The 20,108-nt window shown below is 34.7% G+C and carries 14 protein-coding genes; 6 read left to right on the forward strand and 8 right to left on the reverse strand.

The features are described 5' to 3' along the window. The first annotated feature begins 493 nt into the window (after positions 1-493). Positions 494-967: a hypothetical protein gene (locus F6K27_RS13815; RefSeq protein WP_287300878.1), complete on the forward strand. Its 474-nt coding sequence runs from the start codon at positions 494-496 to the stop codon at positions 965-967. Positions 968-1,067: 100 nt separating this feature from the next. Here the strand turns inward: F6K27_RS13815 and F6K27_RS13820 are convergent, their stop codons facing one another. After that, a complete protein-coding gene (locus tag F6K27_RS13820) occupies positions 1,068-3,119 on the reverse strand; it encodes a TrkA family potassium uptake protein (protein ID WP_287276715.1) in 2,052 nt (683 codons plus the stop codon). A 552-nt stretch (positions 3,120-3,671) separates the two neighbouring features. Then, entirely contained in the window at positions 3,672-3,899 is a 228-nt protein-coding gene (locus tag F6K27_RS13825) for a hypothetical protein (protein ID WP_124144119.1), read from the reverse strand. Positions 3,900-5,859: 1,960 nt separating this feature from the next. Between F6K27_RS13825 and F6K27_RS13830 the strand changes: the two genes are divergently transcribed. Together F6K27_RS13830 and F6K27_RS13835 are read left to right on the forward strand one after the other, a co-directional pair. Further along, on the forward strand, positions 5,860-7,806 hold the full coding sequence (locus tag F6K27_RS13830) for an FAD-dependent oxidoreductase (protein ID WP_287276716.1): 1,947 nt from the start codon (positions 5,860-5,862) through the stop codon (positions 7,804-7,806). A gap of 604 nt (positions 7,807-8,410) precedes the next feature. Next, on the forward strand, positions 8,411-10,471 hold the full coding sequence (locus tag F6K27_RS13835) for a serine/threonine-protein kinase (protein ID WP_287276718.1): 2,061 nt from the start codon (positions 8,411-8,413) through the stop codon (positions 10,469-10,471). 333 nt (positions 10,472-10,804) lie between these two features. On the opposite strand, the gene rbsK is transcribed toward F6K27_RS13835, so the two are convergent. From rbsK to F6K27_RS13860, 5 genes are all read right to left on the reverse strand, one after another. Continuing rightward, complete coding sequence (rbsK, locus tag F6K27_RS13840; protein ID WP_287276719.1) at positions 10,805-11,722, reverse strand: ribokinase; 918 nt, start codon at positions 11,720-11,722, stop codon at positions 10,805-10,807. A gap of 1,142 nt (positions 11,723-12,864) precedes the next feature. Continuing rightward, entirely contained in the window at positions 12,865-15,144 is a 2,280-nt protein-coding gene (locus F6K27_RS13845) for an ATP-binding protein (protein ID WP_287276720.1), read from the reverse strand. A gap of 116 nt (positions 15,145-15,260) precedes the next feature. Then, positions 15,261-15,548 carry a hypothetical protein gene (locus tag F6K27_RS13850; RefSeq protein ID WP_287276721.1) on the reverse strand — a complete coding sequence of 96 codons (288 nt, stop codon included), beginning with the start codon at positions 15,546-15,548 and terminating at the stop codon, positions 15,261-15,263. Positions 15,549-15,641: 93 nt separating this feature from the next. Next, positions 15,642-15,782, reverse strand: coding sequence for a hypothetical protein (locus tag F6K27_RS13855; protein WP_287276722.1), 141 nt, complete (start codon positions 15,780-15,782; stop codon positions 15,642-15,644). A gap of 136 nt (positions 15,783-15,918) precedes the next feature. Beyond that, positions 15,919-16,560: a protein kinase gene (locus F6K27_RS13860; RefSeq protein WP_353735984.1), complete on the reverse strand. Its 642-nt coding sequence runs from the start codon at positions 16,558-16,560 to the stop codon at positions 15,919-15,921. A 90-nt stretch (positions 16,561-16,650) separates the two neighbouring features. On the opposite strand from F6K27_RS13860, the gene F6K27_RS13865 reads away from it, so the two are divergent. From F6K27_RS13865 to F6K27_RS13875, 3 genes are all read left to right on the forward strand, one after another. Beyond that, positions 16,651-17,700 carry an aromatic ring-hydroxylating dioxygenase subunit alpha gene (locus F6K27_RS13865; RefSeq protein WP_287276723.1) on the forward strand — a complete coding sequence of 350 codons (1,050 nt, stop codon included), beginning with the start codon at positions 16,651-16,653 and terminating at the stop codon, positions 17,698-17,700. A gap of 414 nt (positions 17,701-18,114) precedes the next feature. After that, on the forward strand, positions 18,115-18,342 hold the full coding sequence (locus F6K27_RS13870) for a hypothetical protein (RefSeq protein WP_287276724.1): 228 nt from the start codon (positions 18,115-18,117) through the stop codon (positions 18,340-18,342). Positions 18,343-18,517: 175 nt separating this feature from the next. Then, complete coding sequence (locus F6K27_RS13875; RefSeq protein ID WP_287276725.1) at positions 18,518-18,934, forward strand: hypothetical protein; 417 nt, start codon at positions 18,518-18,520, stop codon at positions 18,932-18,934. Between the two features lie 261 nt (positions 18,935-19,195). On the opposite strand, the gene F6K27_RS13880 is transcribed toward F6K27_RS13875, so the two are convergent. After that, positions 19,196-20,020 (reverse strand): YwiC-like family protein, encoded by an 825-nt coding sequence (locus F6K27_RS13880; protein ID WP_287276726.1) that lies wholly within the window; start codon positions 20,018-20,020, stop codon positions 19,196-19,198. Between the last annotated feature and the right edge of the window lie 88 nt (positions 20,021-20,108).

Below are 20,108 nucleotides of genomic sequence, written 5' to 3' on the forward strand. Positions count from 1 at the left end.
GCCTTACGGTTTAGTCCAGTCAATGCCCGCACTGAGGCGGTCTTCTTTTAGCACCCGATTGATATCTAACATTGTCCCATTTCAAACACCCTACTAACTCTATACTTTACCTTATAAAGCGACAAGTCTAATAATTAACAATTACCGAATAATTAAGGTAAAAATCCTCTCCTTTAAAGGAGAAACAATGAATTAATTTTGCTTTTATTCAATCCTCTTCCTTTTAGGGAGAGGTAATCATCAATTATCAATTATCAATTATTGAAAGCGCTGTCGTATTAACAAATCTACAAATCTATCCTACTTATAATGGTTTTCTAACAACTCACGCTGCATATTAGTTATAGTCAGCCTCACGCTACTCAAGACTTTGGACTATGCCACGCTCGAAACCAATAACTTAAAAACCTTACCATAAAAAGATTACAAAATTGGTGGGAACGCTTACAGCAGTTTCTCTAGTTTTAGCCCTATATATTAAGATAATCGTGAAGTGGATTTTAGAAATATGCTCATATATGGACTATTAATTTTAGTAATTATAATATTTCTCATCCGTTCCTCTAGTTTAAATGTGATTCAAGAACCGAAAACTTGGACTTCATCAGAGCGAACAAGGTCAATTTTCCTCTTTCTATGGAAGTTTCTCAGCTATCTGGGTATGTCTGCACTTTTTATCTCTCTAGGACTTATGATGGGCATTATTGGCTATCATTGGGTAGCGGGTTTGAGTTGGATAGATTCTCTAGTAGAAGCTTCGATGATTCTTAGTGGTATGGGACCAATTAGTCCCCTCTCAACTACTAGCGCGAAAGTATTTGCTTCTGTCTATGCACTCTTTAGTGGTTTGGTTTTTGTCATAGCGATGGGAATTCTTTTATCTCCTTTGGTCTATAGTTTGTTAAGTCAATTTCGTGTTCATCTCAACAATGAAAACTACCAACAAGATGAGCAATTAGCAAAATGATTGAGATGTAGAACTGAAAAATAAATGTTTGCAAATCGTTACAGTTAAAGATCAACTTATAAGAGTTATCTTCTGATTTTTAATGGCTCCCAAATTGGTTCTATACTGAGATTAATCTGGCTTTCACAAAAGCTTTTTTCAAAGTTCTAACTAATCTTTGAGCTTGATGTTTATAAAGTGGTTTAGGTAATATTCCTGGCAAATTGTTCATTAATTCTCTAGCTTGATTAATGCTACATCCAGAAATACCAATAATTTCATTTGCTCCTTGAAATTTCCTATATTCTGATGGAGCAGATTCAATCATAACTTGCCAAGTAGGTTGTTTTCTTTCACCATTTTCAATTCGTTTTAAACCATTAATTGTTGCTAAAACAATTAGGCGATCGCCTACGGTCAATCTAATATCATCTGAAGGCATTAATTTTGATTCATTTGGTGGCTTTTGATATAAGATTGTCACTACTCCATAACCATAAGCTATTTCAGCTAAAATTAATCCATTTAAAGTATCTCCTTGCTCAATATTATATTCAGTTACTAATACTGTTTGATGGTCTATCCTAAATAAACTTAATATATTTTCTCCAAATGCTGCTCCGGCAAAAGCTTCTGCTACAACAGCAGAAGTACAAATAAAGGTAGAATATGGTAAAAGTTTGGCTAAATTATTGCTAAAACGTTGTTCAAAAGTACAAATTACTAAACGAATATTCGGATTAAAGGCATAAGCCATTAATGCTAATTCTAAGTTTAACATCTCATCATTTGTAACAGCAATAATTCCTTTGGCAGTAGTTAAATTTACTTTTTCTAGAGATTTAATTATATTACCTACAACTAGAGGAATTTGAGGGGTTATATCTGATTCAGTTGCTGTAGAACTAATTGCTACTAATTTCTGTTTAAATTCTTGTAATAAAGTAGCCACTCGTTGACCAACTCTTCCTAAACCAATTATCACAACATGGTCTTGAGTCGGAATAGGATTTTTTCTGGCAAACTTAAATCTTGTACTTAACAATCTTTCTGTAATTAAACCATTCAACAAAGCTACAGAAATAATTCCTACTAATGTTACGATCAAACTAAACAATTGCAGCCACCAAGGAAAGTCCTGCTCTAGTTTAATACCACCAAAAATATCTCCAAATCCTCCTAGTAATAAAACTGCTGTACCATAAAAAGCTTCTCTTAAAGTTGCCTCTGGATAGTAAAGCAAAAATAGTAATGTACCACTGAATAAGAAAATTACTAAAATTAAGGCACTAGAAAAAACTAAGTTACGAATTGGGTTTTCGTGAATCCAATTCCAATAGTTAATGACTATATTTTTAACATCCGTTGGTTGAATTTTTAAAATTGAGTGAAATCTTTCCCATAATTTAAACTGGTTTTTCTGAGATTTTTTTTGATTACTTGTAGTAGTCAAAAAATCTGGTTTTTCAATATAAATTATTCGGTCGTTTGCTTGAATTAATTCATCACTATCCCAATCATAAAATTCTGATAATAATTGAGTATAATTAGTCGCGTAACTAATGACTTTTTGATGACGATTATTGAGCTGATAAACATGACGATTATACCAAGGCATATCTGGTTTTATTTCACGTTTTACTATCTTTATTTGATATTTTTCTAGGTAAAAAAAACCGATAATTTCTGAATCTAAAGCAGCAACGGCAAAAGCTGGTGCAGGTAATTCCGTAGGTTCAAATGCTACATAATTTCCTAGTTGTTGACCTAATAGTTGATTGAGATTTTCTTTTGCAGAACGGACTACAAGACGAATTTGAGGATTAATTAATCTTGCTGCTAGAGCGATCGCTAAATTTATTCGTTCGTTACTTGTAACAATAAGTATTGCTCGACACTGTTGAACTTGACCTTGTGTCAAAATACTAGGTTCTCTTGCATCTCCAATAATTAATTGGTTCAACTGTGAAAATAAGTCTGAAACTTCCCAATGTTGAGGTTGTATAAGATCGATGGCGTTAACAACTACACCAAACTTTTTTAGAGCAGCTACACAATGTTGTCCTAAACTACCTAATCCACATATTAAAAACCTATCTATTGATGGTGAGAATAAAGTATTAGTTGTTGAATTTGTATTGTGATATTGATTGTTAGGAGTTGATGAGGACATTGGGTATCTAATACCAAATTTCAAACACTTTTCTATGTTTCCTTGAGCAGAGGGGTGGGTAGGGAGGTTGCATGCAAAGTCCCTAGACAGTAGTAAACATAAGAATAATATACACTCACTGGCTAATAATTGCTCTTAACGTTATGGAATCCTGCTAATTATTTAGTCATTCAAGTCTTGTATAAGTATACGATTCTTTTTGATAAATGGTATAATACCAAGGGTGAAAAAAGAATGTGATTAATCATAACAGGAATTAAAATATTTTTGGTCAGATATTTCTTTAGATAAAAAAGGGATATTAAAAGTAAGAAATGATATTTAAGCTATTTATTCTGACTAGGTGACTCCTAGAAAAATTCTAGCTATTTATAGCAAACATTTATTAAACTGGTATAAATTATTTATATAGCAGGCAACAAGCAACAGTGGGAAAAATTTTTCCCCTTCTAAAATTCATCATCGCTCTATACCTTAACCGCTCTGGCAGTGGCTATATCATGTTTATTGGTATTATCCACTACACATAAATTGATTAATAATTTGTAGATGCTAATTATTTTTTTTGGTTGACCAACGCCATCTTAAAAAAGCAATAACTTCTTCTGGCAACAAAATTAGATGAGGTTCATCCGAGATTAATAGCAACCAGTCTTCTTTTTGCTGGAGTAGTTTCCATATAGGTGTTCTGGGATGGGATACTATCTGCCAAGAACCAAGTAAATCATGATTACAAAAAAATCCAAATTTTTGAGCATGATTGATGATTACATCTGTCATTATATACAGCTCCTAAAACTCATCTTTCTTAGTTAGAATATATCAAATCTGCTTTAATACTTAGATCAACAATTTAAAGTATAGAATAATTTTATACTATTTTTATTCTTACTATCTATCAGCAATAAAGCAAATTTATTTCTCAAATATTATAGCTTTAATTTAAACTTAGTCAAGTATTTAATTTTTTTTAATGATTAACTCCATCTTTAGCTAGATTTAAGGACAGCAACTAACTTAGTAACTGCACCGATAAAATTTGTATATACAATTACTACTGTAATGTTGTATAGCAATGTGCGCTGGCATATTTACAAATTGCAGGAATTATCCAATAGCTAAAAATTTGGGGTTGGTGATTAGGTAATGCCATTAAATATTTATGAACGGTACAATTATAGTTTTTTCATAGATATTTGAGACAAAAGCATTACGCATTCACCAATGCCAAAAATTTTATATTATAAGCTTTTATTCCCCCTATTGCCTGTTACCTGTTGCCTGTTGCCTGCGCGCAGCGCTATAACTAAGAGTGAGCGATCGCTTGTCAGAAAGTTCTACCTTTAGATATAGTCTTTATTCATCTTTGTCTGGTAAAGAACAGAAATAATATCGGCGTTGCTTAAATGTAATGATAATTAGACATCTACTCCACCCATAGGGAGTAGGGAGTAGGCAGCTTTGCTGTAGGCAGTAGAGAACCCACCCCTCGCCCCTCCCCCTCCGGTGGAGGGGAAAGAATTGATAATTTCTTTGGGATATAGATATTGATTTTTGATTCTTGGAGATGTCTATTAGCTGAAGGTAAAATTGAAAAACTGATGTTTTGTGCCCAAAGTTAATCTCAAAATCATTACCACTCAGCAACGCCATAATATCAAATCCGGATGATTAGTTATCCTATAGCTGAGGAGTCAGGAGTCAGTCCTCAGGAGTCAGGAGAAAGAAAGGATTTGAATAGCATGAATTTTTAAATTCGTATTCAATAGACATCTCCTCGAAAAGAGGGAGTAGGAAGTAGGGACGTTGCATGCAACGTCCGTACAGAGTAGGGGAAATAATTGATAATTTATGGATAATAATTGATTTTATTTTTGATTATTGGAGATGTTTAATAGAAAATCTGTATTAAGATAAAGTAATTTTGCGATTACTGTATAACCGGATTTTATATAATCCCAAAAATCTAAAAGCGTTCAGCTTAGATGTAAATATAGATTGAGGTTTTTTCTAAGAAAAAAAGCGCTGTTTTGAGTCTCTTATCTACTGTTTTTTGCTACTATTTAATGCTGTTTTATCTCCTTTACTATTCCCTCCATACCTTTTTAATAGTACCTGGTTTCCACATCCCAGATCAAAACACTATATAAGTATTTATTAGAACCTGATACCAGATATATAAAAATAGAATCGAGGGTAAAAATACTAGACTTATAGATTGTTTATTTGTCAGAATTCATACCAAATCCGTTTACTACAGACCACATATTTTATTGAAAAAAGCTTGATGGCTTTTATTTGACCTATTTGTGGTTTAGCTAAAGCAGATTTGGTATCAGCCGCCAACTTGCCTGTTATGGTCAGAACTAGGTTATCAGCTATCAGCTTCATTAGCTTTAATTGTATGGGTTAAAAACTCAAAACAAGTTTTTCTTGTGCTTCAATTTATGGGTGGAAAATGTAGTATAAGTTAAACGAATTTTTACTTTATTCATTCAAAAACTGAATGCTCTCGCATTCCGCACCGAAGAGCTGACTGCTAATAGCTGAATGGGAGCGCATTCCGCAGGAAATGCTTACCTTTATTTAGACCATATTCTCCAATCCTTTGTTATCCAAAAACTTGAGAAAAGCTTAAGCATTCTATATTTTGATAGGCAAAAATCATGCACTAAATTACAATGTATCGAAGCTCTAATCGGCCAAATTAAAATTTCAAACAGTAATCAATTAATTGCTGATGAATCAATTCAATAATCTCAAGTCATTACAATCAGTTTCGCGACGAACAATACTCAAATTATTTACTGTTGCTTCTGCCACTGGTCTAGTGGGTTATACTAGATTTTCCAAACCACAACCAACAGTTTTCGTACAAGATAATCTGGACTTACCACGATATTTAAACAAATCTAAAAGCGTGGTAGTAGTTGGTGGTGGATTAGCAGGATTAGCTTGTGCTTATGAACTTAGTCAGCGAGGTTTTAGGGTTACTTTGTTAGAAAAATCGCCACAACTAGGAGGAAAAATTGCTAGTTGGTCTGTTAATTTTGGGGAAGAAAAATTTATGATGGAACATGGCTTTCACGGTTTTTTTCCTCAATATTACAATCTAAAAAGTTTAGTATCAGAGTTGAATATTACGGATAATTTTAAGTCTTTAGAGTTTTATTCAATGGTGTTTAGAGAAGGGAAATATGACCCAGAAGTATTTCGCCCTAGTAGTTCTGCCTTTCCTTGGAATATTGTAGATTTAGCAATTTCTTCTCCTAATAGATTCAGATGGGGAATCAATTTAGTAAAGCCTAAACATTGGGAAGTTTTTCAGGCTATTGGTGGCTTTAAAGTAGAGAATACTTACCAAAAATTAGACAATTTATCTGTAGCTGAATGGGTGGAAAAAGATTTTCCTCAAGGATTGTATGATTTATATTTTTTACCTTTTGCGAAATCAAGTCTTAATGCTCCAGATAAATTGAGCGTTGCGGAGTTAATGCAGTTTTTTCACTTCTATTTTTTTGGTAATCCAGAAGGTTTAGCTTTTCATGGTACGAAGCAAGATATGGGTACAAGTTTAGTACAACCTATTACTCAAGAAATTAAAAGTCGGGGAGGCAAAATTTTTACGGATATTGGTATTAGTAAAATTAACTGGAAAAAAGGTAAAGTTGATTCTATTAGCTATCAGTTAGGAGAGGCTAAAAGTAGAATTCCTTTTTGGGTAGAACGTAATTTAGAAATCAATAAACAGGATGCTGATTATTTTGGTTCGAGTGATAGTCTTTTTACTATTAAAGCTGGTTCAGATGAGGCTATTTCTCTGACTTGTACTCATCAAGGTTGTACTGTTAAATTAGCTGAAGATGGTCAATTTTACTGCCCTTGTCATGGAGCAGTTTATGATAGAAAAGGAAAAGTATTAGCAGGTCCAGCAAAACGAAATTTATCGCGCTACAAAATCACTCAAAGTCGAGAATATCGGGTGCAGTTAGTTGGGATAACAGAAAATAAATCTGAGATTGTTCCTACAGAAATTCAGGCAGATTATTATGTATTTGCTACGGACATTCCGGGAGTTAAACACTTATTTAATGTGATGGAGGGAGATGTCAATCAAAAAGTACAAGACCGGGTAAAAAAACTGAATATAGCCGATCCATTTGCTGTCTGTCGTTTTTGGTTTGACCGAGATTTTGACTGGAAAAATAGTAATTTTACTTCTCTATCTGGCTATCAATTAACTGATAGTATTACTCTCTATCATCGCATTCAAGAACAATTCATTAAATGGCATGAAAAAACAGGCGGTAGTGTAGTAGAGTTACACGCTTATTGCTACAAAGAAAAAGAGTTTCCTACTCAGGAAAATTTACTGACAACTTTTGAACAGGAATTGTATGAAATTGTGCCTGAATTAAAGGATGCTAATATGCTGCATCGGGAATTGGTAAATCAGAAAAATTTTTCCGGTTATCCTCCAGGTAGTTATCAAGAACGTCCAGAAACTAACAGTGGTGTTGATAATTTGATATTTGCTGGAGATTGGGTAAAAATGCCTTTTCCCTGTGGTTTAATGGAAAGAGCTATTAGTAGTGGGTTATTAGCAGCAAATGAAATATTCGAGCGAGAGGGTTTACAAAAGAGAAAATTACTATCAGTAAATCCAGAGGGTATTCTCAAAATTTGAGATTAAAAAGGAAGAAGGAAGAAGGAATAAAGAAGAAGGTAAGAAGGGAATAAGGTAATATAGAACCCGGATAATTACTATAGCTAAGTCATTGCGACTTACACTCCATGGAAGGAAGCAATCTCTTATGTTTTAGATATTTCTATCCAATTGTGATAACTATTCAACCAGACATAATATAAGAATAGAAAGAAGGGAGAGGTTAAGAGGAAACAAATGTCAACTAAACCAGGACTAAAAAAGACTTACAGGATTTTTAAGATAGTGAAGTACAGTTCAATATTAATCTCTATTTTTCCTTATACTCTTCTCTTCTTTTCTTCTTTCCTAATTCTTTTCTTCCTCTTCCTTCTAACTTCCTCCCTCTTCCTTATTCCTTCTAACTTCTTCCTTTTTAAATTGATAATTACCTCTGGTTAAAACTATCGGATTGAAGCAAATTCGGAAATCTCCTAGCACTTTTTTCTCCTTCACTGGAGTTGTTTTTAATCTCTAGGGATTAATTATCAATTATCACATTGGTAAATGACAAAATTGCTCCAGAAACCCGGTTTCTGTGTATCGCTCTATAATCAAGTTATCTTCTAATCAACTTAAAATACCAATGGCCACAAACCAACTTCTAGACAAACGATACCAAATTATTAAAAAGTTGCATGAGACTCATGTGAGCATCACATTCCAGGGAAAAGACACTAGAAGATTTAATCGTCTATGTCTCATCAAGCAACTCAAGACCTCCAAACCCCAATTACAAGAAGAACTAGAACAAAGATTTCAACAAGAAGCAAAAATTTTAAAAAGATTAGGAAGACACCCACAAATTCCAGATTTATATGGCTATTTTTCCGAAAATAATCAATTTTATTTAGTTCAAAAATGGATGGCAGGACGTAACCTCCAACACCAACTTAAACAGAAAGGGAAACTAACAGAAATAGAAGTCAAAGATATACTAAAAAAAATATTGCCAGTCCTGGAATTTTTCAAGGAAAATAAAATAATTCACCGGGATATTAAGCCGAGTAATATTATGGTGAATGGAGAAAAATTATCTATATTAATAGACTTCGGTATGGTCAAAGAAATTGACACCATAGTTAACCCAAACATGACTTATACTGTCCTGGGTATTGGAACTTCAGGTTTTGTTTCTCCCGAACAAAAAAAAGGTAAACCTACCCATGCTAGCGATATATATAGTTTAGGAGTAACAGCAGTTTATCTTTTAACAGGAAAAATACCCAATAGTAAACTTTCCTGGCGCAAAAATGTACCGAATATTAGCTCAAAATTTGCTGATATTTTAGGTAGAGCGATAGAAAAAAAATTGAGCGATCGCTACCAGACTGCAACAGAAATGTTAACTGCTATAAAAAGCAGCAAAACTTTTTACCAAGGAAATAATCAATTGTTGAAAATCAGAATAGTTGCCACCATTATCGGAATTATCGGCGCAGGAATAGGCATTTTTTTCAATAAAGCTGAAGCTTACAATAGTAGGGGTGCTGTTTACTATAACCAGGGAAAATATGAAAAAGCGCTCGCTGAGTATAACCAAGTTACTCAACTCAATCCGAAAGATGCTGAAGCTTACAAAAACAGGGGTGATGTTTACTATAACCAGGGAAAATATGAGAAGGCGCTCGCTGAGTATAATCAAGCTATTCAACTCAATCCCAAATATGCTCTTGCTTACAATAACAGGGGCGCTGTTTACTATAACCAGGGAAAATATGATTTGGCGCTTGCTGACTATAACCAAGCTATTCAACTCAATCCCAAATCTGCTAGTGCTTACAATGGCAGGGGTGCTGTTTACTATAAGCAGGGAAAATATGATTTGGCGCTCGCTGAGTATAACCAAGCTATTCAACTCAATCCCAAATTTGCTAGTGCTTACAATGGCAGGGGTGCTGTTTACTATAAGCAGGGAGCATACGATAAGGCGTTCGCTGACGTGAATCAAGCCATTCAACTCAATCCCAAATTTGCTCTTGCTTACAATGGTAGGGGTTTGGTTTACTATAACCAGGGAGCATACGAGAAGGCGCTCGCTGACTTTAACCAAGCTATTCAACTCAATCCCAAATATGCTAGTGCTTACTACAACAGGGGTGTGGTTTATCGTAAGCAGGGAGCATACCAGAAGGCGCTCGCTGACTTTAACCAAGCTATTCAATTCAATCCCAAATATGCTGCTGCTTACTATGACAGGGGTTATGTTTATCGTAAGCAGGGAGCATACCAGAAGGCGCTCGCTGACTTTAACCAAGCTATTCAATTCAATCCCAAAGATGCTGCTGCTTACTACAACAGGGGTTTGGTTTACTATAACCAGGGAGCATACGAGAAGGCGCTCGCTGACTTTAACCAAGCTATTCAACTCAATCCCAAATATGCTAATGCTTACTACAACAGGGGTTGGCTTTATGGTAAGCAGGGAGCATACCAGAAGGCGCTCGCTGACTTTAACCAAGCTATTCAACTCAATCCCAAAGATGCTGCTGCTTACTACAACCGGGGTGCGATTTACAAACGTAACAGTAATACTGAAAAAGCTATATCAGACTTTGAAAAAGCTGCCGACTTATACCAACAACAAAGAAATCAAGAGTTGTATCAAAAATCTCTAGATCAACTCAAAGAATTACGAGAAAATTAGTATTTGTAGGTTGGGTTGAGGCGCTCACACTGATTATGCCACGGATATACGGATTAAGAGGTATAACAGATAAGCTCCGCTAACACTTCGTTCTACCCAACCTACTTTGAACAACGGCGTTGCTGAATTGAAGTATGAATGCGCGATTGTTTGGTTCTGCTCAAGACCCCGCGCATCCCCCATTTAACAAAAAGCGAAGCATCCTCTGGCTTCCCCCTTTCTAAGGGGGACGGGAGGGGGATTAAAGGGGGAATTTTAGAGTTTTATTCCACCCAAAATTGGGGGGTTAGGGGGGCCAAATCATACCCAGAATCAGCAACGCCTGAACAACTACTACCTTCTTAAAAGAAAATTGTCAAATGTTTTTCTATCTGTCATAGCAGGTTGAGCGCCTGATTTCGTAACACATAAAGCACCAGCAACGGCACCCCATTTCACAGCATCTTTTAATGACAAACCTGTATCCAATGCTGCTGCTAAACCACCATTAAAAGCATCACCCGCCGCCACAGTATCGATCGCTTCTACTACAAAAGCAGGTTGAAAAAATGTTTCCTCTTCAGTTGCACAAACAACTCCCCGATCGCCTATTTTCACCACAGCATTTTTCACACCACGCTTACATAATTCAATAGCTGCCTGAGTAGCAGTTTCTCGATCGTTTACTGAAAACCCAACCAGTTGACTTGCTTCAATTTCATTAGGAGTAATAATATCAATCAAATTATAAAAATCATGAGGAAAATTTACTGGCATTGGTGCTGGATCGAGAATAACCTTCACTCCCATTTTTTGAGCTACTTTTGCTGCACTCATAGCAAATTCTAGGGGAATTTCTAATTGTAAAAGTAAAGCTGTGGCATCCGATAGCAAATTTATCAGGCGTTCCACATCTGTATTATTAATACTATGGTTAGCACCAGGAACAACAATAATGCTATTTTCCCCATTAGCATCAACCGCAATAACCGCCACCCCAGTATGAATATTCTCATCAACTACCACTCCTGTTGTGTCAACATTAGCAGTTTGCAAACTTGTCAGAAGTTGTTGCCCAAAACTATCATTTCCTACCCGCCCCACTATTGTTGTTGTAATGCCAAGACGAGCAGCAGCAACAGCTTGATTTGCTCCTTTACCACCACCTGCCGTCAAAAAGTTATTGCCATTAACAGTTTCTCCTGGAGTCGGTAAGCGGAGAGTCGTTGCAATCAAGTCAATGTTAATGCTGCCAAAAATAATTATGCTCATAAAGTAATATCATGTCCGGTTGAATACTTATTATTAAAATAGCAGGGGAGCGGGGGAGTGGGGAGTAGGGGAGTAGGGAAAATATAAAGATTTACTGTTTAAGCACTCTTGATAAGTTTTTTCCAGATCGCTCTTATCCGGACATGATATAAATAGCGAAACTACCCTAATCTGATCTTCTGATTTGTTACTAAATCAATGGGGAGAGGCGATCGCTAAATCCTGAGTTTATCTAAAATATGGCGTTGCTGAATTGAAGTATGAATGCGCCCAATTTTGGGGGACTTTTAGAGTTTTATTCCCCCCAATTATGGGGGGTTAAGGGGGCAAAATCATATCCAGAATCAGCAACGCCTAAAATATAATAACTAAAACGTTACAGCTTCTAAATTCTTTTCATGATGAATAGGCAATACTAACAATATGTAGTTTAGTCAGACTAATAATAGGAGCATTGATACTAGCATTATTCATAATTTAGGTATAAAAAAAATAATAAAAAAAGTATAATTATAGTCAATAATTAACAGTAACTATCCCCGGTTAAAACACCTATCCCTTATAAGGAACTCCTGAAACCCTTGTGGGAGGGTGGGGGTGTGGGAAGCAAGAATTTTGTCTACAGTCCTCAAAAAAGTGTATTTTTAAATACAATTTTCTCCCAAAAAAGCCGCTCCCAGACCTATATATAGCTTGTCTTTTTTGTCAAGTTTTATTTTAAGAAAGATGTTTATAAAGCTTATGTTAAAACACGGGGGCTTTCAACGTCGCTTTTCGGTAAAAAATGACTATCTTGAGGAGATGGCTATCGCTCCCCAAAAGATACTTATAGTCAGTGCTTGAGAATTTTTGGAGATGTCTAATACCATTTCTCATGCATTCTTGCTATATCTCCTTGAGAGTAGGGAGTAGGTAGTAGGGTAAAAAGAGATAAGATATCTTGGTTGAATGCCGATAATAGTCATAAATATGATTCAACCATTATTATTACTTAATAACTGAAGTTCCATGGGAAGTATAGCATTATTTTTGGGAATTGGTATAATACTTGCTTCATTAATTAAAAAGCTTTCTAACTTCTTCCTTCTTCCTTCTTCCTTCTTCCTTCTTCCTTCTTCCTTCTTCCTTCTTCCTTCTTTATTCTAACTATAATTACCACTAACTGGTGTAATAGGAATTTCAATTATGAACTCTGCACCTTTTCCAATTTCAGAAATACAATTCAAGTTACCCTGATGTTTTTCTACTACAATTGAATAGCTAATTGATAACCCTAAACCTGTACCAGTACCCACTGGTTTAGTAGTAAAAAATGGGTCAAAAATCTTGGATAATGTCTCAGAATTAATACCACTGCCATTATCACTAATTTTGATTTTTACTGTGTTTGATTCTGTCACTTCAGTAGAAACTGTAATAGTAGGTTTATGGTCAAATTCCTGTTGTTTATCTCGCGAAAATGCTAAAGCATCAATGGCATTACTGAGTAAATTCATAAACACATGATTCATTTGAGAAGCATAACAGATAACTTGTGGCAACTGACCATAATTTCTGACTATTTCCACTTCACGTTTATCTGACTTTTCCTTAATACGAGTATGTAAAATTAGAAATGTACTATCGATACCTTCATGGATATTTACAGGTTTCATTTCTGCTTCATCTAGACGTGAAAAGTTACGGAGAGAAATGACAATATCTCGAATACGTTCAGCACCTACGTTCATGGAATTTAAAAGTTTTTGTAAATCTTCTACGATAAATTCCAATTCGATTTCCTCAATTTCATCTTGAATTTCTTCTACAGGTTCAGGATAGTTTTCTTGGTATAAATCAATCAAATTAAGTAAATCAGAAACATATTCAGTAGCGGGAGAAAGGTTTCCATAAATAAAACCGATAGGGTTATTAATTTCGTGGGCTACTCCTGCCACTAATTGTCCTATGCTAGACATTTTTTCACTTTGAATTAATTGATATTGAGTGCGTTGTAACTGTTGTAATGTTTGCTCTAGTCGTAGATTTTTTTCATTTAATTCTTGAGTTCTTTCTTGTACTTTCTGCTCTACAAAAGTATATAAGATTGCATTTTCTAAAGACACTGCTACTTGAGATGATAAAAGCCTTAATATTTCCAAACGTTCTGGAGTAAATGCACCTGTAATTAAGTTATTTTCCAAGTACAAAACTCCGATGAGCTTACCACCGTTAATAATCGGAGTACATAAAACTGATTTAAGTTTATTTTGAGCAACATAAGAGTCTGTTGTGAACCGATATTCAGCAAAAGCATTGCTTAAAACAACATCTTGACGCGTTCTTTCTACATAGTTAATTATTGTTAGTGGTAAATCTTCATATTCATTAATTTTACTTTCCTGAACTACCACTTCTTCAGAATCTAATGTTGCTTCAGCTTTAGTGATTAATTTACCTTCTGTGAGCAACAATAGAACGCCTTTTTCAGCTCCAGCATTTTCGATGATAATTTTCATTAACTTAGATAGTAATTTATCTAATACAATCTCACTAGAAATTGCTTGAGATGCTTTAATAACTGTGGCTAAATCTAGGGATTGGCCATGGTTGGTCGTGTCACGAGAAATTGCTGTAGTTGAAGTATCAATTATGTTATTTTTAACTGTTAATATATTTTGCAATTCTGGATATTGATTCTCTAAATCTTGTAGCTTTCTAGTCGCGCCCCAATTTTGATAACCATAGTAAGCTTCTTGTAAATGAACTTTGGCATACTTAAATTTATTTTGATTTAGCCAATATTTTGCCGCTAATTCATTACCTAATGCTTCATATTGGATAAATTCATTTTTCTTTGCTGATTCTATGGCCTGATTATATAAGTCTATTGCTTCTAGATTCTTTCCAGAAATACTAGCTTTTTCTGCTTCTACTAATAAATATTTATGTTCAAAGTTTTCTTGACAGTTATCTGCCCAAATTTTCATCTGCTGTTGATTTTTTTCTAGTTGCTGCCAATATTCTTTTTGCTTAGTTTCTGAAACATGAGGATAAAAGGCAGCTAAGATTAGTGAATAATAAAAATTAAATTCTGTAGTAGGTACAGTACCTATAATAAATGCCAGATATTTTTTAGCTTCTAAGATGCTATGCAGTGCTGCATCTAAATCTCTGTATAAATAGAGAATGTAAGACTTATTAATTAGATAGATACATAGAGAGTAAAAATTTTGATTTTGTTGACAACTTTCCAAGTATTCTGTTTCGTTGATTTTGTCAATATCAAAGTCAATTTTTTGATCTTTTAAAGAGTTTATATCCATTTTTTTTGTTTGTGCTTCCAAGTTTTCTATAATACTTTTAATTCCTGTTAAAGTATCTGTCGAAAGTTGATTTTTTGTTTTTTGAGTAAATTGTAAATAGCGAGAAACTTCTTTCAATGTTTCTGAAATTGGTCTGCCTTGGAATAATGAATTAATAGCAGTGTTATGTAGAAGATAACCAGCATATTCTAAATCCCCTGATTCTAAAGCCGCTCCATACCCTTCATTATTAATTAAATTAGATTCTTTGTGTGCTTAAACCAAAAACTTAATCCATTAGCAAATCCAGCATAAGCTTTACATTTTAAACCTAAAATTTCCCACTTATCAGTTAATTTTAGTGCCAAGAGACCAAACCGATATGCAGAGTGATAATCTCCTAAAGAACTATTGAGGATTATTCCATAGTTACGATAACAAAGACATGACTCAGCAACTGAACCATATTTCAAAGAAATATTGACAGCTTTCAGCACAATTACTGTCCATAATTCTGGTGAAGTTAAATAGGTATATGCCATCAAATTTGTAATTAAGGCTAAAGCTACTTTATATTTTGATTTCTCGCTTTTTGTTTCATAAATCAGACTAGCAATTTCTTGAGTGCGTAAATTTTATTTTACTTTGGTAAATTCCTGATTAATAATTGTCTGTAAATCTGTTTCTGGAAGTTCGATTTCTAGTAATCCCAGAGCCTTATTTGCTGCTGAAATTGCCTTTTTGTAGTGAGCGCGTAAAGTATATTGAACAACCAATAAATTATAGACTTCTGTTTTTTCAATAACTGATTTTGAACGGTCTAATATTAATTTGATTAAGGCTTTGCTTTCTGAGAAATTACTGTTTAAATATTCTACTATTGCCCCTTCTTTATATAAAGCAAAAGTTAAATCATAGTAGATAACAATTCATTCTATAGCAATGTGCGCTGGCATATTTACACATTATTTTTTGTACACCTGTTTGCTTACTGCACTTTGAGCTGGACATTGTAAATACCTGAGCGCACATTGCTATACCTGTTTGCTCTGGAGATATATAAGGAAGAGTACCTTCTAAAATACTTGGATTTTTGAGTTTATAACTGTCACGAGTTAATACAGAAGATATATTAAAATCTATAATTGTTAATTCCCCTGTCGTGAAATTAACAATTATATTAGATGGATTAATATCTTTGTGAATAATCTTAGCACTATGAATTTCACCTAAACTTTCAGCAATTTTAATCGCTAAATTCAAAAAGCCCAATATAGTAATTTTTTGTGATGTAATTAATGTTTTGAGAGATTCACCGCCAAAATCCTCTAAAATCATCACTAGAGTATTATTATACTTTTCTAATCCATAAACTTTAATCACTCCAGAAAAATTAAAATAACTAAGAATTTCATACTCTTTTCGATAACGATTATTCTCAGCTTCAGAAGGAAAATCTCCTTTGCTAAATTTAAGTACAACAGGTTGATTATTCTCCTCATACCTACCTCGATAAACTACTGAATTATTACCTTCATAAATTTTGGCAAGAATTTGTTAACCTGAAATATTAATCATTGTGAAATTTTCCTACAAAACTACTCCGATTTATTTATTAATTCTTAAATATTATCTCTAAACCCTATGTCTTCTTCTCAAATAACTTTTTTCCATGATATCCGTAACTTAGGAATTAATCACAATCACTGGTATGCTGTTGCCCGCAGTGTAGAGGTAAAATGTCAGCCTTTCAGCATTACCCTTTGGCATCAATCAATTGTCCTTTATCGGGACTCAGAGGGAAAAGTCCATGCTCTGGAAGACCTTTGTCCTCATCGTTTTGTCAAACTTAGTTCTGGTCGCGCGATCGCCGATGAATTAGAATGTGCATATCATGGATGGCGCTTTAAGTCAAGTGGCAAATGTTCTTATGTACCTTATTTAGCAAGTAATCAAAAATTGCCTAGCTGTCAAATTAGAACTTTTCCAGTACAAGAGTTAAATGGTTTTATTTGGCTATTTCCTGGAGATAAATCAAAGATAAATTTAGTTTCTCCTTTAGAAATACCTGAGTGGGAACACCTCAACTATATAGCCACCATCTCAGTTATAAAATGTCGAGCCCACTATTCTTATTTAGTGGAAAATTTGATGGATATGTACCACGGACATTTACATCAAAACTGGCAAGCATGGGCAGCAGCAAAATTAGTAGATTTATCTGAAAATGACAGTCGAGTAGATGCTTATTATCAGGCTCAAAGTTATTACAAAATTGACAAAATCTGGTCTATCTCTCAATTGTTCTTTCCTAGTTTACGACAACTTCATCCCGAACCATTAAATGTTAGTTATATCTATCCAAATTGGGTTTCTAATCTGGGAAAAGATTTTAAAATTTATTGTCTTTTATTACCTATTAATGAAAAACAAACCCAAGCTTATCTGATTCACTTTACATCACTTCATGCCTTTTGGCGTTTACATAAACTACCAGAATGGTTTAGACGATTTGTGAAAAATAGTTTATTTGGTTCAGCTCAAAAACTACTTGATGGATTAGTGCAGCAAGATGTAGAGATGATAGAAGAAGAACAGCAAGCTTATCTGAAAAATCCCCAGCAACGTAGCTATGAGTTAAATAAAGCTTTGGTAAGTACACAAAGATTAATTAAAAAACAAGCCCTCCAATGAATCATAAATATATGCTGAAAATAATAGAAGATCTGTTGAACAGCCGATAAGATACTTATCAAGGAATAAAACTTATCATACATAAGTTATAACCGTATTTAGTGTGAGGTCAAAAGTCCCTGAGTTAAATCAGGTCAAGAAAGAAAAATTGCTCCTTAATGAATCTGGAAGATTCCAAAATGGAGTATAACTTTTGAGGAATTATCAAGAGTTATTCTCCAGGGAGCAGCTATATAGCTAATGGAAATTAGCCTTATCAAAAAGCGATTTTGACAGCAAGCGTATTTCGATCAGGGTTATCAAAAAGAGCAAAGTATTTTTGCCGAGGCAAATTGATACCTGATGAGACTTTAAGGGGTGCAATGATTAATTTAGTAACCTTTTTTCCTCAATATAGTATTAGTTGGCCAGATAATGGAAAAAATATGGAGCAGTAACTTTAGGTACTCAGAATGGTCAAACACAAAAAAAATCTGTAATGAAGTACAGGATGGAACAAGTCAGCGCAATAAATTTGGTATCTATACCAATATGTTTGAGCGTAAGGGGGGTAATTTGACTGCTCCTACTGGGAAGATAAGTCCAGTGACAGCAAATAGAGGTCAAGCAGAATATAATCCTATTCCTTTGCAAAACCAGTAATTAGAATCCCGTGTACTGAAGTTGCGGGAGAAGTCAAAACAGCCAATATAGCAGAAGCAAGAAGGAACAAGGAAGAAAGAAAAATCTGGCGTTGTCTGAGTTTTAAGCTTTTGATATGTCCTAACCTTTCCTTCGACTGCTATATCTCTCACATTATGGATGGAGCTAGTTCAACATGGATAATACCATTGGCATAATGTTTGGGTTTTTAGGTGGAACAATTTTCGCCAGTGAGGGGGGATACAAAGTTTTACAACACCCTAACCCAAACCGAGAATATCAAAGACTTTCGGAAGCTAAATGGTTTTTGGCCTTAAGGTGGTGCGAACAATTTCCAACTCCTGCTGGCATCCTTAACCACCAAAGTCAACTTTCTTTTTATAATCAAGCAGCATTAAAAGTTGGAGAACACAACTTTTTACCTCTAGACCACAGACAAGAAATTTTTAATCAATGTTTATCCTTGCCAGCAGGTACAACAAAAACTTACTCAATTTTTGCCCCTGATGGTAGTTATTTTAGCTCTTTTGAGGTGATGGGAATTGATATCGATCCTAGATATGGTAGGATTGCTATTGTCAATTCACTCTAATTTTTTCAATCAAAAAAATTAGTAGTCCTAAAATAGTAAGGATAAAGGATATTAGAAGTATTCCGTGACTAGGCGTGTTTCCTATTATAGCACTACAAAAAAGTGTTAGGACATTGATAAAATTAAAATTCTTTACCTACAAAGTTTTGACTTGAGCTGATAACACAGTTCCTCCGTCAGGAGGATAGCTGAATGCTTAAAGCTTTAAGCTTTAAGCATTCAGCTATACTTATCATTAACTTCTTTACCACTACCAAAAAATTAAGCATTAGGTAGGTGAGCGGGAAGAACGCTTATGGCAGCAATAGCAATGTAGATAAGGGCGAAACGGGTTTCAAATATTGCGACAAAATAAAATTTTGTTGTGCGATACCAATCTAATCTAAAGGCGATCGCTACTAACTTGACTAAGGCCACAGTATAGGATAGAGCTGTGGCTATATTTAAGCAGTTGAAGTAGTAAAGACTCAGTATAATTAGGATTGCAGTTCCATGGTATATCATTCCAGGTACAGGAGAACTGGTTTTCTTTTTTCGCAACTTGAGTGTAAATATAGCACTGCTGAAAAATAAAGTATTCAAGATCCACATTGCCATAGCAGCTAAAGAAATATGGCCTGTCGTAGCTATATATGCTAAAGGTGCTGATAGACAGATAGCTGTAAATCCAATGAATTCATTTAGTATAGATTTTTGTTTTTGCTTTAGCACTGCAATACTATCCGCAACTAAAGCTGCTATTGCCATGGCATAGATCCATAGCAAACATGGAGATTGAAAATATAGCCATGCAGCGATCGCCATCGCAATACCTCCATATACCCCACCCCAGATGAGAAAGCGGGGTTTCCAACTACTTCGCTGTTTTATTTGCACGACTAAGGGATGTTCTGCTTGCAAGGCGAAAAAAGCACAGATCAAAGCTAAAGTTGTTGAGTTTGTCCATTCCTGAGCTAAAGCTGCCCCTGTGATAAAGGAGCCACCCAATACTAGCAAAATTCCTTGCTCTGGAGAAAACGTCGGTCTATACCAAGCTTGTAGGTTGGAACGATTTTTATGAGAGGTAGTTGTTGATAACTCAACCATGATTAAACTCCTTAAAGAAGGCGATCGGTTTTGGACGTTAGGTATGATATCAAGTTCGGATTAGCGGTCTTACTGTAGGTTGGGCGAA

This window comes from Okeania sp. SIO2F5 (genome assembly GCF_010692685.1).
GTDB classification, from domain to species: Bacteria; Cyanobacteriota; Cyanobacteriia; order Cyanobacteriales; family Microcoleaceae; genus Okeania; species Okeania hirsuta.